General features: G+C 42.6%; 12 protein-coding genes. 7 read left to right on the top strand and 5 right to left on the bottom strand.

The window, feature by feature from the left end; genetic code table 11:
• Nucleotides 1-716: 716 nt before the first annotated feature.
• The 4 genes from FS806_RS21245 to FS806_RS21230 all read right to left on the bottom strand — a co-directional run bounded on the left by FS806_RS21245 (nucleotide 717) and on the right by FS806_RS21230 (nucleotide 4,168).
• Nucleotides 717-1,058 (bottom strand): hypothetical protein, encoded by a 342-nt coding sequence (locus tag FS806_RS21245; protein WP_144940635.1) that lies wholly within the window; start codon nucleotides 1,056-1,058, stop codon nucleotides 717-719.
• 601 nt (nucleotides 1,059-1,659) lie between these two features.
• A complete protein-coding gene (locus FS806_RS21240; protein WP_144940633.1) occupies nucleotides 1,660-2,514 on the bottom strand; it encodes a hypothetical protein in 855 nt (284 codons plus the stop codon).
• 514 nt (nucleotides 2,515-3,028) lie between these two features.
• On the bottom strand, nucleotides 3,029-3,346 hold the full coding sequence (locus FS806_RS27135; RefSeq protein WP_144940639.1) for a substrate-binding domain-containing protein: 318 nt from the start codon (nucleotides 3,344-3,346) through the stop codon (nucleotides 3,029-3,031).
• A gap of 213 nt (nucleotides 3,347-3,559) precedes the next feature.
• The gene (locus tag FS806_RS21230; protein WP_144940631.1) at nucleotides 3,560-4,168 is read right to left on the bottom strand and encodes a hypothetical protein; all 609 of its coding nucleotides are present in this window, start codon (nucleotides 4,166-4,168) and stop codon (nucleotides 3,560-3,562) included.
• A gap of 699 nt (nucleotides 4,169-4,867) precedes the next feature.
• Between FS806_RS21230 and FS806_RS21225 the strand changes: the two genes are divergently transcribed.
• A complete protein-coding gene (locus FS806_RS21225) occupies nucleotides 4,868-5,269 on the top strand; it encodes a hypothetical protein (protein WP_144940629.1) in 402 nt (133 codons plus the stop codon).
• 37 nt (nucleotides 5,270-5,306) lie between these two features.
• Nucleotides 5,307-5,807 (top strand): hypothetical protein, encoded by a 501-nt coding sequence (locus FS806_RS21220; protein WP_144940627.1) that lies wholly within the window; start codon nucleotides 5,307-5,309, stop codon nucleotides 5,805-5,807.
• 109 nt (nucleotides 5,808-5,916) lie between these two features.
• On the opposite strand, the gene FS806_RS21215 is transcribed toward FS806_RS21220, so the two are convergent.
• Nucleotides 5,917-6,105, bottom strand: a complete 189-nt coding sequence (locus FS806_RS21215) for a hypothetical protein (protein WP_144940625.1) — start codon at nucleotides 6,103-6,105, stop codon at nucleotides 5,917-5,919.
• Nucleotides 6,106-6,570: 465 nt separating this feature from the next.
• Between FS806_RS21215 and FS806_RS21210 the strand changes: the two genes are divergently transcribed.
• The 5 genes from FS806_RS21210 to FS806_RS21190 all read left to right on the top strand — a co-directional run bounded on the left by FS806_RS21210 (nucleotide 6,571) and on the right by FS806_RS21190 (nucleotide 13,638).
• Nucleotides 6,571-7,476 (top strand): carbohydrate ABC transporter permease, encoded by a 906-nt coding sequence (locus FS806_RS21210; protein WP_260982207.1) that lies wholly within the window; start codon nucleotides 6,571-6,573, stop codon nucleotides 7,474-7,476.
• 56 nt (nucleotides 7,477-7,532) lie between these two features.
• Nucleotides 7,533-8,321: a carbohydrate ABC transporter permease gene (locus FS806_RS21205; protein WP_144940637.1), complete on the top strand. Its 789-nt coding sequence runs from the start codon at nucleotides 7,533-7,535 to the stop codon at nucleotides 8,319-8,321.
• Nucleotides 8,322-8,770: 449 nt separating this feature from the next.
• On the top strand, nucleotides 8,771-10,120 hold the full coding sequence (locus FS806_RS21200; protein WP_186328471.1) for an ABC transporter substrate-binding protein: 1,350 nt from the start codon (nucleotides 8,771-8,773) through the stop codon (nucleotides 10,118-10,120).
• A gap of 108 nt (nucleotides 10,121-10,228) precedes the next feature.
• A complete protein-coding gene (locus tag FS806_RS21195) occupies nucleotides 10,229-12,025 on the top strand; it encodes a cache domain-containing sensor histidine kinase (RefSeq protein WP_222126741.1) in 1,797 nt (598 codons plus the stop codon).
• Nucleotides 12,026-12,030: 5 nt separating this feature from the next.
• The gene (locus FS806_RS21190; protein WP_144940617.1) at nucleotides 12,031-13,638 is read left to right on the top strand and encodes a response regulator transcription factor; all 1,608 of its coding nucleotides are present in this window, start codon (nucleotides 12,031-12,033) and stop codon (nucleotides 13,636-13,638) included.
• The last annotated feature ends 7 nt before the right edge of the window (nucleotides 13,639-13,645 follow it).

The following is a 13,645-nucleotide window of genomic DNA, read 5'->3' as shown; positions in this document are numbered from 1 at the left end:
CGCATTGAACGGGGATTCTGGGGACAAAGACGGGTTATCCACAGATTTGAGTTATCCACATTCCGATTTCATGTTCAATATAGAATCATAGGAAGAGAAGGAATACAATACAAAATTGATACTTCTTCAGTGAAATTGGTGAAGTATACGCATCTTAAGTCGTATCAATTACCTCAAGGTGTTAAGGAATTTCTGCGATAAATTGCAACAATGGCCAATCATATTAAGGATTGGCTTCCCATCTTTGTACTACAAACCATGGGAGCGATATCTTAGGGGTTACCCATCTCCTCACCAGGTCCTTCCTTCTTTATCAAACCGCAAAGACATAAAATAAAATAATTTACTTTCTTTGTATTTCCGCTTTTGTATCACCACTTAAGGTGACGGAGCCACTCCCTTCCCATTTGGAATTCTTATATATAGGATAAACTTGAACACGGTAACAAAATTACGGTGATCCTGCATCCGGAAGGAGAAGCCGACATTTTCTGCACTTCGATAGACTTTATTGTTGCTTAGCGAGAGAGTATACGTAAATTCGGCATTCTTTTCCTTTTTATTTGGATGATAGAATTGCCCATACGTATGATATTTCTCTAGCCCCGCACGAGGTTGAGGATCACTTCGGAAGCGAACCGTTTTAATTCGCTAACACATACGGATCGCCGTCATCATCGTCTTCCCGCGCATAGTAATGGATTAATATTTCTTGATTATCCGTTAGAAGTGGCTCGTGGTTTAGCTTGAAGCCCCCTTCCATTTAGCTTGAAGCCCCCTTCCATGTAGTGGCTTCCTTTTTCCTGTACAATCTCATCGATGAATATATTTTCAACCAATTTCCCTGTGATGATATCAACGATATCTAGCGATAACTTAATCGCTTGCCGGGATCCAGTTTTATAATACTGCTCTTTTACGGGTCGAATGTAATATCCGTCTCTGCTGACGGTGCCAGTTACAATGATTGAACCCTCTGGTACATCACTAAATTGTTGGGAATTTCTCCATTTTATGTTTCCGTTATAATCCATCGCAAAGGTTTCTACATAGATCAATGCAAGACGCTACCTCCCTTCTCTCTATAACCATGGTATCGTCATAATATGCTATAAGGTGATAGTTTTTAATGCCACTTTGGGCCGAGTCGGAAAAAAGAAAATAAAGCAAGTGGTTTGTCCCATCTTTCTTGGGATTAACCACTTGCTTATTTGTTTCCTACTCATAATAAGTCATTCTCTGAGCCCAGACCTTAAAAAGTAGGGGATCATTTAAGATTGTGACTATTAGAATTCATCTTTTTTATAATGTAATAGATCACAATTAAGTCGAATAACAAGCTAAAGTAATTCCCGGTTATCATTCGTTGGAAAAAGTCATATCTAACTTGATTTTCAACAATATCAAACATTATAAAGCCAATACTGAAACTGGATGTAACTAGAGAAATAATAAAGTACCATAAATAGTTCATATAGGTTACACGACGGTTAACAAAATAAACAATGAGTAAATACGAAGCGATTATGACAGGTATTAATCTAATTGACTTTATTATCCATGGAAGAGCAGGTTCTGGATTTTGTATCAGATAAAGCAGTAAACTTGAGAACAAGATAGCTATGCATTCTACCCAAATCAATATTGGAATTATTCTTTTTACCATAGGAGCGACTCATCATAAACTGTCCAGAATATCGGCACACCTTTAACAGCTGCTGAAACTGTCGCTTCAGCTAAGAATCTCCCTGTAGTTACATCAATATCCCAGCCACCATCAACTTCCGTATACCCTGGAGAGACCCATGCAGGGGTCCGCCAAGCTTCAGTAAAATTGTCACGCCACAACGATACTCCATCAGATGGCCAATTCCTTGCAACGTTATAGGCAAGTTCATTTACAGCATAAAGGTTATCGTACATTAGTGTGGATGTAACCCATCCTTCAGCAAATCCCCCGTCTATTAAAAAGGGAATGTCCAATCCTGAGGCTTGAACATGAATTCTTTTAGAAGATGATAATGGTTCTACGTTATCTTCATCCAAAAAACTTAGCATTCTATCTATTCTAGATTTAATTTCGGGTGTGTTTTTTAAATCTACAAATGATTGAGTGGTTACTAAATTACCATTAGTGATAGAAAAATTAAAGTTGTCTTCACTATTGTAGTATTTTTCTTCAAAAGTTAAAGCCGTATCAATAATTTGACCCGTCACCATCCCTTCGTATATAAGGATATTAGTAACAACTGACCCTTCTTTAGATGTGTATTTAGTCATTCTATTGTCAGACTCAAAACTCTTAGCTTCTAAAGAAAATTCTTGGTCAAGATAAGAAAACGATAATTCGACAGTTTCCTCATCAAACGAAAGGCTGATGTTATCTAACTGAGAAATTTCTTCAAGCGTATAAGGATTGTAAGCAACACCATTCAATTTGTTTTCTTCTGCAAGAACAATACTACTAAGCGATAGAGTGAGCACCATTACTAAGGCGATAATTTTTTTCTTCAACAAAATTCTCTCCTTAATCTATTGGTATACCCAATACTATCCACACTTCATGGAAATGTCACCATTTTATAGTGATTTGATAGCTTAGTAGCATACAAATTGATAGGAAAGTCCCAAAATATGACAATACTGGATTTTATAAAGAAATAATCCGGAACACTTTGCCAACAAATTCAAACAAAACAATTTGTACCTCTAGTTATCCGTTTGACTCCATTTTTAAAGAAGCTCAAAAATAATTGACGGATACAAAGAATCATTCTTAAATTCAGAACCAAGCGCTCGCATGTCGCAGGGCGATTTTTACGAGGAATGAATACCCGGAAGGGCCCTTGGGCCCTTGATAAAGCCGTCGCCTATTACATACCCCTTTGCCTGCCCTGAAACCACGTTTCAGGCCCATTATTTTCCCGTCTATATATAGTTGCAATTATTCAGTTTGATGGAGAAGAAGATGCCGGTCAGTTGCGGGAAGCATTAAGTTTACCAATCCGACTTGCATTTTTACGCAGTATTATTGTATGAGCAATAGAAGGGTTTTCAACGGAGCTGTCAGATATTTATCTCGATGGCGAACTGCAATCAATTCATTTTTCAATATAAGGTCTTGAACAGACAGCGAAATCAACTTCCCCTGCGTTAGCGGCTCACTTACAAGAACATCCGGCAAAATCGTTATGCCTAGCCCGGCCTTGGCAGCTTCTATCAGTGCCAGGGAATTTACGCTAGTCCACGCAGGTTGCGCGGTATATCCTGACAAATAAAGAACGCTGTCTAGCTTATCGCGAATCGCGCTGCCCCTGTGATCCTGAAAGTACCGCTGTAGACACAGTTATTATACCGCCAAATACGGAGGGTTCTGGGGAATACCTACTCGGTTACGAAAAGTGGATATTACAGGATTGGTTTGGGATGTGGGGGTAAAGATCAAACTGGTTGTAGTGTGTTGGAGTTATGGAGAAATTCTGAGAAATAGAGTAGGTGCATGATGGGCACGCGCCTACTCTATCTTTGTACGTCAAACCTGAGATCCGTATCTTAAGGATTACCCATTTATTTCCTCAACCATAGCCAAGGAATCTGCAACTCTTATCAAATATTCTAGAGCCGTCTTTTTTTTGATTTGCTTAACATTCATTTTATCAATAAGGATAAAATAGTTCCTTCCTTCTTTATCAAACCGCAAAGCAAAAAATAATTTATTTTCTTTGTATTCCGCTTTTGTATCATCACTTAAGGAGACGGGGTCACTCCCTTCCCATTTGGAATTTTTAATTATAGGATAAACTTGAACACGGATTTTCTGATGATCACCTTCGTATTCTGTTTTTAGGGCGGATCCACATCCTACAATACGTACACTTTTTGAAGTTGGATCAAATGGTAACCATGTTGGCATTAATACAGGACTTGAAGAAGCCGTTAATTCTTTATATTTTGTAACAGCTTCTTCTAGAGTATCAAAATATGTTATCGGATAGCAGTCCGGATTCCCTTTTGGAAATTCAGAAGCATACGAACATTTGTCAGTCCAACTGCAATTAATGCTAAACAACAACATTTCATCATTAAAATCTTCAAAATATCCTCCTCCAAGCCGACTTTTGGTCACTTTCTGTTGTGTCAGGTTATTCCTATAATTTCCTCCTGCCATCTTAATTATTCGTGATTTCTTTATTTTATCTACGAGCTATGATCCAACCCATCTTCCGCATGGGGAATGGAGGATCGGTTCCGATGCAGGGACCGGCTGATCGGAAAGACGGCTAGCTGAGATGGAACTGCTTGTCTCTGATCTACCGATGCTTGCATCAGTTTGTCCAATGTTTCTTGGGTTAACCGCATGCTTATTTATTTCTACTAAGTCTTATTTATCAGAAAAATAGATAAAAATACTAAAAAAGAGTGATATATCCAATCGATAGGGCGTCTATATATTGAAGGGGGTAAAAAATAGCATGAAGTAGAAAACAAAATAAGGAGGGAAGATTAGCAAGACTGGCGTCACTACATTGAATTGCACCGCGTAAAGAACCTACCCATTGCCCGATCTGAATTACAGTCCTGACATTTGCATTTACCGTCAAACGCCATATTTGTCTCCAGCGAAAGTGATGCTATACCGTCCTGTTCTCATTCAACACACCGTGTCTAAAGCAAGGGATCTTCTGGTCTAAATGCAAATTTTTTTGAAAATCCGTGATTCTTTTCATTTTGAAGGTGTCTTATAATTAGAATGATTTCTTGTTGGATTGCTTAGGTTTCCTGGAGTTCAGGTAATCGAAATGTAATGAAAGAAGAACCGGCGACCACTTTGTGAAATTTCCAGAGCTGAGAAAGGATTGTGACGATTATGAAGATTGTTGGAGTACTATTGGCACTGGCGTTAGCGATTGGAATACCTACTGTATCTGTTATAAATTCCGATGAGAATGCGGATTTTTCCAACAGTATACCAACAACTAATGGAAATGTCCCAGACTATTCAGAGAACGAGCAGGGAGATAAAATTGGACATGGACCCTTCGCTCCTGGCCCATCACAGGAGCCAGACTTAATTAGGGCAGAAGGGGGAGATGGGGTAGTCGGTTATGTAAAAGCTTCGGATATGAATCCTTCGTTTTCTTCACCGGAGGAGGCTATAGCCAACCAAGAAGCTATTGAAGAAATCGGCTATAGATCAATCCCATTATATGATTCAGATGGTAAGACTGTAATCGGTGAGTTTAAAATGTATCCGTCCAATAGGCAATAGTGCAATTAATTAATTATGATCGGGGAGGAAAGGAAGCATGAATAAAAGAATAACAAAAGCTGGCACTATCTTAATGTATTGTGTTTTGTCAGTTTTTTTGATTTCAACATCAGCATTTGCTGCCACTGCTGTATCGCCACCCTATGATACGGGTACAATCAATGGCTATAGCTATACTATTATTTCCGAGGTAACAGAACGGACTATTATTACAGTCCAAGCAGTAGCTGAGATCAGAGCAAATGCAAATGTGCCCATTGGATATATGGGAGGACAAGCCCGTTTATTTAATGCAGATGGCACTCTAGCATTTTCGAGTACTATGACATATAACACAGGTCAATGGTCTAGTATGTATGCGTATAGCCCTGAAACAATTACTGAAGGACAGTACTATTCTCAAAGTAAAGCTGAATTCTATAATGGAGATGGTTATACAACATTTACTGGTTACAAATCTCCAATTTTAGAATTTGAGCGTCCATATGATGTTCCCGCAAATATAAATAAATTGAGGCTTCATTTCGAATCACTCTAAACGAGAGCAAATGTTTTTTTACGAGTTTCAGTAATGACTTTTGAATTCCAAAAATGATAGTTTTGTCGTAGAATAGATACGAATAAAGTACCATATAATGTAAGTGAACCTAAGACAATATTGGTTGAAATCCAGGGACAGGATAGGTCACGCTGGCCAGGCGCCGCTGCAAAACCTGATGGTCCTCCAGGCTTGGAGAATGATCGTTATTCAGTTGATCGAGAATATGATCGTATATCAAATCCAGTGAAGCTTTTAACTGCTGCCTGCCGTTCAAGCTTGAAGTGGCTGCAATCACCAGATTTTCCTTCGGAGCAACAAAGCATAACTGGCCGAAAGCCCCATCCTCCCTCTCCGCTCAGGTGGTCCGGGCTCATTGAGTTTGGTTCGAGCCTCCGGAGATAGCTTTGCCTCGGTAACTGCTCCATCCCCCTTTTACGAATAACAGAACAGCCTTCGATTTATATAGTATCATGCCGTCACGCCCGGCAAAATTTCGGTTCGGAAAGACTTAGACTACCTTCTTCCCTTCCTCTTAAATAAAATCACACTTTGTACTCTTGATACTACCCAGAAACTGGAACAATAACAACCAAACAGCGGAAGTTTAATAAATGTCACCGGCAGCGGCCGCCTCTGATTCGCTTCAGGTTAGTTTCCTCGGGTAATTTTTAAAAGTCAAAATATTTTTGAATCAGTCATCTTTTTAACTTCTCCGAACCCGTCTTTGTTTTCTAATATATAGATTACGATGCTGCACAACATGACGAAAGGCGTGATTGCAATAAATAAGCAGAAATGGAGGGAAACGTTAACCGGATATTTGTTTATTGCTCCCATGCTTATAGGAGTCACCATATTTTTAATTATGCCGATTATCGCTTCCTTTATATTAAGCTTCACTCACTGGAATCATATTTCGGGCTTTAAAGGTGTGGAATTTGCAGGGCTTACTCATTTTAAAAACTTGCTGAATGACGATTTATTCTGGAAATCTATCAAGAACAACCTGATCTTTCTGCTCGTCGTTCCTATCACTTTGGCCATATCCTTATTTTTAGCCGTCATTATCAACAAAAGCGTCTATTTCAAAAGCTTTTTTAAAGTCGTTTATTTCATGCCGTATATTTCCAGCATTGTTGCTGTAGCGATGGTGTGGCAAGTGCTGTTCCATCCCTCTTATGGCCCCATCAACAGTATGTTAATGTCATTAGGGATTGCCGATCCTCCCAAGTGGATTGCAGACATTCATTTTGCCCTTCCTTCCGTTATGATGATCATGGTTTGGGTATCTATCGGCTACAATATGATCATTTATATTGCCGGCCTGCAGTCCATCCCGCAAGAGCTGTATGAGGCTGCGGATATCGACGGTGCTACAGCTTCCCAGAAGTTCAAATCGATCACGCTGCCCTTGCTGTCGCCTACGACCTTCTTTTTGCTGATCACCGGAATTATCGGCACCTTCAAGGTATTTGACATTATCCAGGTATTGACCAAGGGCGGCCCGGCAGGCTCGACCTCTGTCGTCGTCTACTATTTATATGAAACGGCCTTTATCAATCTGAAGATGAGCTACGCTTCAACAATGGCCTTGTTCCTGTTCTTCGCGATCTTTCTTATTACTCTCATTCAATGGTACGGACAGCGCAAATGGGTGAACTATTAAGGGGGGACTGACAATTGAATAGCAATAAATGGAGGAAAGCTTTCGTTACTTTATTGATGTTCCTCATCGGGATTACGTTTTTATTGCCCTTTATCTGGATGCTGTCCGCATCGTTCAAGCCTGAGACGGATGTGTTCAAATATCCGATTGAATGGATTCCGAGCAAGTGGAACATCGTCCAAAACTACAAAGAAGTATGGCTCGGCAAATATCCGCTTTATTTATTTTATTGGAATTCCATTAAAGTAACGGTTCTGACGACGTTAGTTTCCGTGCTGGTTTCTTGCATGGCCGCTTACGCCTTCGCCAAGATTCAATTCAAGGGCAGGAACGTGGCTTTCCTGGTAGTGCTGTCTACTTTTATGATTCCGAGCCAGGCTGTTCTCGTGCCGCAATTTATTCTTTACCGTCAGCTGGGATTATTCGATACCCACATCGGACTCATCCTTCTGGGCAGCTTCAGTGTGCTGGGAACATTTTTGCTTCGCCAGTTTTTCCTCGGGGTGAATAACGAGTATTTGGAAGCAGCCCGTATAGACGGTGCCGGACATTGGAAAATCTTCTTCACGATCGCGCTGCCGCTGGTACGCCCGGCTATTGCCACGTACGGAATTTTACGCTTTATCTGGACCTGGAACGACTATCAGAACCCGTTAATTTTCCTGCGCTCCGAGAAACTTCTTACCTTGCAGGTCGGCATCCGGAAATTTGCAGACGCTTACGGCGAGTTCTATTCGTTAATGATGGCAGGCTCTGTCATCGCCATTGTTCCCCTGCTGTTAATCTTTATCATCGGGCAGAAGCAAGTCATCGAAGGCATCTCGCTAGGCGGCGTCAAAGGATAACGATAACCCGGTATTAGAGGTTGCTTTTTATGCCAATAGGATTCTTTGTTCTGCATCACATTAACATTGTAAAGAACTTAAAGAATCCTATGTGGTAAAAAAAGCTCCTAACGGAGCCTCTTCGAAGATGAATAACCCGGTATTAGAGGAGGCTTTTTATGCCAATAGGAATCTATATCTTCATCGTATTAACGCTGTAAAGAACTTAAAGATTCCTATGTGGTAAAAAAAGCTCCTAACGGAGCCTCTTCGAAGATGAATAACCCGGTATTAGAGGTTGCTTTTTATGCCAATAGGATTCTTTGTTCTGCATCACATTAACATTGTAAAGAACTTAAAGATTCCTATGTGGTAAAAAAATTTTGAATCCAGTCAAAATTTTGAAATGCTGATCATTTCCGAAACATGATAGGATGAAGTCTGTACAAATAAATAAGAGGGGTGTAAAAATGATTCGTAGAAAACAAGCAGCAAGCTGGTCTCTTGTTTTTCTCCTTGTTGTAAGCTTAATTTTAAGCGCTTGCACCAAGAAGGACGCTGCTCCCGGTGCTAATGAAGACGGCAAGCCGCAGCAAGTCACTATCAAGTTTCATGCACAAGAGGTTACCTTTACCAAAGAAATGATGCAGCCGGTAATTGAACAATTTGAAAAGCTGAACCCCGGCATCAAGGTTGATTACGTACCGATGACCGAACCTACGAATGACGAAATCATGAAAAAAATTGACCTGTATTCCGCTTCCGGAGAGACTCTCGACGTCTTCCTGATCGCCGATGAAAGAAGCTACGCCCAGCGCGCCGCTAACGGAATGCTGGAGCCGCTCAACACCTTCATTGAACAGGAAGGCTTCAATTACGAGGAAGAATACAAGACCAATACAGGCATTAACGGCAAGTATTATGGCCTTCCGGGTACGTTCAGCACCTGGTTCGTCATGCTGAACGAGGATCATTTGAAGGAAGCCAACTTGGCGGTGCCGACGATCGATTGGACTTGGGACGATTTCATGGATTATGCCAAGCAGATGACGGCCGGCGAAGGAGCCGACAAGCGCTATGGAACGTATCATCACACCTGGACCGACTACTACACGTTAGGCTTATGGCATCAGCCCAAGAACAACGACATTATTTTGCCGGATCTGACGATCAACCTGGATGATCCCGGTGTCCGTAAATCGATCGAAATTCGCCGGCAAACCGAAATGGTGGATAAATCCGCCGTTCCGCTCGTGGATGTCATTTCTCAAAAAATGTCCTATCGCCCACTCTACTTCAACGGCAAGGCAAGCATGATTGTCATCGGCTCCTGGATGATCGGTGAAGCGGGAGGAACAGATCAATACGAAGCTAACCATAAAACGATCTTCGCGCCGATTCCGAAAAACAACCCCGAGGATGAAGGCGGTTATGCTGTGTCGTCCTCCAACTATTTAGTGGTTTCGTCGACTTCAAAGCATAAAGAAGAAGCTTACAAATTCGCCAGATATCTCTCGACCGAAGGACTCTCCTCTATGGAGAAATATTTGACCTCCTGGAAGAAGGAAGATACGGGCAAGCTTCTCGAAGCGATCATCAACCAGACCAAGAAACCGGAAATGGTAGATAAGGAATCCCTGCTATATGTATTGGATCATGCCAAAATGACTTCCCTGCCGCCGGCCCATCCGTTCCAGGCCGAGGTCTATAAAGCTTATCAGGATGAAGTCGATCTCGTTCTGCTGGGACAGCAGGATATAGACCAGGCGATAGCTAACGCTAAAGACAAAATTCAAAAAATCATTAACGCAAATAAATAGTTTTGCTGTCAAGTCCTTCAAGGGAGTAGAAATATTCTGCTCCCTTATGTATATTATGATAGCGGTTAACTAAACGGCTAAAGGAGCTTTAGGAAGTCAATGCGACTAATGAACCTGTACCGAAAAAGATCATTGCGCCAAAAGCTCATCCTGTCTTCTATTCTATGTCTTGTCATACCGACGATTATTACATTGATCCTTTCTGATTACACTTCCAAGAAGGTGCTTAAGGAGGAAGCGGTCCGAACGGCCTCCGAGACGCTGGAGGTTATAGAACAGTATATCGAGAACCGAATCAATAAAATGATCTACGTCTCCAACTTCATCCAGTTCGATAACGAAATCCGGTCCATTGTCATGCAGCGAAGAAACGAACATCGATTAAATCTGGAACCGGACGAGATAGAGTTATTTGAAAGCCGCAAAAAAATTACAGCCAAGCTGGATAATATTTCTTTTCCCGACGAAAAGACCTATATTACCATCCTGCTGCCAGACGGCACCAACTATACGAATTATCCTTATTACGAATTCGACCCCGTCGGTCTTTTTGAAGAGCCTTGGTTTGTCGAGCTCCCGGATTTCCCGGCTTCCAGCACCTTATGGGTTGGAACCCATCCGGCCTATATCGAATCCGAGCGCAAGCAAAATGAACAATTCATGACCTTAGTTCGGACGATCAAAACCTTCTCATCCGAATTATACGGTTATATTATTATAAGCATTAGTGAAAGCCAGATTAGCCGGGTGTTCTCCAATGATCGGGCGGAAGGCGAGAAGCTGCTGTTAACCGGCTCAGGCATCATCTTATCCCATGCCGACAAATCGCAAATCGGACAGCCCTTTGCCCATAGCCAAGCACTTCCTGAAGGCGAGAGCAGCAGCAGTCAATTTATTCATTTGAATGGGGAGCAATACCTGGTCGTTGCCAACAAAACGACCTATTCCGATTGGTACCTTCTCAGCATGACTCCCTATGATACTGCTTTAGGCCAGATCCATCAAATTTTACGGACGAATGTTTTTTTGCAAATTATGTTCTTCTCCGCCTTTCTAATCATTCTTGTTTATTTGGTCCGCCAATTTACGAAGCCGATTGTCCGGCTGGGACAGATCGCCTCCGAGGTCGAATCCGGCAATCTCGATGTACGCTCGCGGATTCGGGGGCCGGACGAGATTGGCAGGCTGGGCCGCTCCTTTGACCAAATGCTGGGGCGAATTCAGCACATGATCGAGCAAATCACTCTGGAGCAAACCCTTAAACGGAAAGCGGAGCTTAAGATGCTGCAGGCGCAAATCAACCCTCATTTTTTATTTAATATCCTTAATTCTATCCGGATGAAAATATGGCTCAAGGGCGATGAGGAGAACGCCGCGTTGATCAGCTCCTTGGCAAAGCTGCTTAGAATGACCATCAGTCAGAAGGATGAATTGGTGCCTCTGCAGGAAGAAGTGGACACGACCGTCAATTATATGAAGCTGATGAATTTCCGGCATCATGGAGCGCTGAAATGGGAGATTAACCTGCTGGAGGAGACGCTCGATGAGAAGGTTCCCCGCTTTTTCATGCAGCCGTTGATCGAGAATGCCATTATTCACGGCTTTAATCAACAAAAGGGGACGATTCGAATTTACTCTCGAATCGCTGCGGACGAGCTGGCCATCCGAATTGAAGACGACGGTGCGGGAATGAATACAGAGCGCTTAAACCGGTTGAAGGAGAATCTCAAGCAGCCTATCCATCCCGGGTGGCAGGAGGATGAATCCTTCTCGGGAATCGGTGTCAAGAATGTGTATGACCGGTTGAGATTAATCTATGGGAATCGGTTCAATATCGAAATCGAAAGTATGCCGGGACAAGGCACGCAAATTACGCTTTACATTCCGAGGGCTAAGGAGGAGTAAGTTCTATGCTGAAAGTGATGCTGGTGGATGACGATATTCCGGTCCTGCAGTTTCTGGAGCGAACGATTCCATGGGACAGGCTGCAATTACAGCTTACCGGCATGTTCGAGAATGGCTTGAAGGCCTACGAGCATGTAAAGCAGGAGCCTCCCGACCTTCTGATCACCGATATCGGAATGCCTCTGATGGACGGCATCCAATTGATCCGTCTGACCAAAGAGATCAACCCGGACGTCATGGTCATTATTTTATCCTGCCACGACGATTTTAAGTTAGCCCAGCAAGCGATTAAGCTTAATGTGCACGATTATTTGCTTAAGGAAACGATTGAATCGGAAACCGTCGTCCGACTTCTGGAAGAATGGCTCCGGCAGCAGGCCGACAAGGAAGCTTCTCAGGCGCCTCCGGCGGCACCTCTCCTTCATTCACACAAGCAAATTATGAAGGAGCAATTCATTCGCTCCACCTTGTACAATCCGGTGTGGGACGTGGAGGAATGGCTGGAGCAAGCCCGGCAGTTCAGCATACAGCTGCAGTTGCGGCCATATATGCCCGTTCTCGGTTATATAGACGAATACCGGACGGCCCGGGGCAAATTTATATCCGAGGAAAACTGTATTTTTGCCGTGGAGAATGTTATTGAAGAAATTCTGAAGCCCCATGAAGGGACCGTCCTGTTCCGTCTGTCGATGCAGGAGATTCTATTATTATTCGACAGCTCCAACTCTCTGAAGGTGAACGACTTCGATGTCGTTCGCCGAAGCCTGAAGCAAATTCAGTTTGCGTTAAGTAAATATTTGAAAATCCATCTGTCCTTTGTGTTGGGAGACCTGAATGCTTCCTTTAAACCGTTAAAAGACAACATTCTCACCCTGATGAAAAGCAAGGAGCAGCGCTTCTATAAGGAGCACGGCTCCATTTACAAGCATCGTCCGTTCCCTTATGCTGCGGACGACCTGTACTTGCACTACACGGCTGCCGTTGAGCAATTTCAGAAAATTGTGCTGGAAAGAAAAACAGAGGACGTTGAAGCGGAGGTCGACCACTGGCTCGAATGGATCAGGCAGAACCATTATAACCCGGAGGTGGTCAAGGAATGGTTTCTCAAAATACTGCTGAGCCTGCAGATCAAATTCAAAAGTATGCAGCATTTTCGCACCCTGTACTCCCAGGATGTTCTGCATCGGATTTTCCTCGACATTGAAAACATCGGCGCCCTGAGAGCGGTTGTCATTGATTTTCTGCAAGAAGCCATTGCCTTCACCAGCCAATTATTCAGTCAGCCTAACAGAATGGAGATTTGGGAAGCGCAGCGTTATGTCGCCATGAATTTGCACCGTAAAGTAACCTTGGAGGAAGTCGCCAAGCATCTGCACCTTAACCCAAGCTATTTCAGCCGATTGTACAAGAAGGAAACCGGCGAGAATTTTATCGAATATGTGATTCGCTCCAAGATGGAGAAGGCCCAGGAGCTGCTGGATCAGTCTACGCGCAGCATCGACAACATAGCGGATTCATTAGGCTATGATAATAAAAGCTACTTCAACAAGCTGTTTAAAAACTTTAGCGGAATGTCGCCTAACGATTACAGAATGAGATTCCAATCTCACTAAAGGCAGG

The sequence above is a fragment of the Paenibacillus sp. 32O-W genome, from assembly GCF_007679495.1.
Taxonomy (GTDB): Bacteria; Bacillota; Bacilli; order Paenibacillales; family NBRC-103111; genus Paenibacillus_L; species Paenibacillus_L residui.
The sequence above is the reverse complement of the archived record's forward strand: the minus strand, read 5'-3'. Positions and strand labels throughout refer to the sequence as shown.